Below are 1515 nucleotides of genomic sequence, written 5' to 3'. Positions count from 1 at the left end.
GCGCGAAGTCGGCATTCCGATCTACGACACCATTTCCACCGTGGTGTGGAAGTCGCTCAGGCAGGCCGGATCGGATCCTTCCCGCATCCGTAATTGGGGCAGCCTGTTCCGTGATGTTGTTTGAGAACGGAGCAGCGCATGGAAGACTTTGATCTGGTAATCCGCAACGGCACCGTCGCCACCGCATCCGACATCATGCAATGCGATGTCGGCATCGTCGGCGGCAAGGTCGTGGCGCTGGGGCGTAATCTTGCGTCCGGCAGGAAAGAAATCGATGCGGCCGGCAAGCTGGTGCTGCCGGGCGGCGTCGACAGCCACTGCCATCTCGATCAGCCGATGGAAGAGGGGCTGGAGATGGCCGACGATTTTCGCAGCGGCACGATCTCGGCGGCATGCGGCGGCACCACGACGGTGATTCCGTTTGCCGCGCAGGCCAAGGGTCAGTCGCTGCGCGCCGCGGTGGAAGATTATCATCGCCGCGCCGAAGGCAAGGCCGTGATCGACTACGCCTTCCACATGATCGTCAGCGACCCGACCGAAAAAGTCTTGAAGGAAGAACTGCCGCAGCTGATCAGCGAAGGCTATACCTCGTTCAAGATCTACATGACCTACGACGACCTCAAGCTCAACGACCGGCAGATCATCGACGTACTGGCCATCGCACGGCGCGAAGGCGCGATGGTGATGATTCATGCAGAAAACGCTGACTGCATCGCGTGGCTCACCGAGCAACTGGAAGATGCCGGCCTGACGGCGCCGAAGTACCACGCGACCTCGCGGCCGATGCTGGTCGAGCGCGAAGCGACGCATCGCGCGATCGCGCTGTCCGAACTGGTCGACGTGCCGATCCTGATCGTGCACGTATCGGGCAAGGAAGCCATCGAGCAGATCCGCTGGGCGCATGGTCACGGCCTGCGCATCTATGCCGAGACTTGTCCGCAGTATTTCATGCTGACGGCAGACGACCTCGATCAGGAGGGCTATCAGGGCGCCAAGTGCATCTGCAGCCCGCCGCCGCGCGACAAGGAAAACCAGCAACACATCTGGGATGGCCTGGCCAACGGCTTGTTCACGGTGTTCTCGTCGGACCATGCGCCGTTCCGTTACGCCGATCCCAAGGGCAAGATGCCGGGCGGGAAGGAAGTGCCGTTCCGCTATATTCCCAACGGCACACCGGGGCTGGAAACACGTTTGCCGCTGCTGTTCTCGGAAGGCGTCGGCAAGGGCCGCATCGACCTCAACCGTTTTGTCGCACTGACGGCGACCGATCCGGCCAAGATGTACGGCCTGTATCCGCAAAAGGGCACGATCGCCATCGGCGGCGACGCCGATATCGCGATCTGGGATCCGCACAAGGAAGTCGTGATCGCCAACGACAAGCTGCATCACAACGTCGACTACACCCCGTATGAAGGCGTGGCCGTGACCGGCTGGCCGGTGACCACGCTGTCGCGCGGCGAGGTGGTGTATGACGGCAAGGATCCTCGGGGCGCGGTCGGTCGCGGTGAATTCTTG

The 1515-nt window shown here is 62.1% G+C and carries 1 protein-coding gene and 1 pseudogene; both read left to right on the top strand.

What is annotated here, in order from left to right:
- Window positions 1-124: pseudogene (locus tag HLUSI_RS34430) on the top strand (maleate cis-trans isomerase family protein); the annotation flags it as partial.
- A gap of 14 nt (window positions 125-138) precedes the next feature.
- Window positions 139-1515, top strand: a 1377-nt coding sequence (gene hydA, locus HLUSI_RS0121395) for a dihydropyrimidinase (RefSeq protein WP_016835896.1), incomplete at its 3' end; no start/stop codon positions are given.

The organism is Herbaspirillum lusitanum P6-12 (assembly GCF_000256565.1).
GTDB classification, from domain to species: Bacteria; Pseudomonadota; Gammaproteobacteria; order Burkholderiales; family Burkholderiaceae_D; genus Herbaspirillum; species Herbaspirillum lusitanum.
This window is presented reverse-complemented; position numbering and strand designations above follow the sequence as displayed.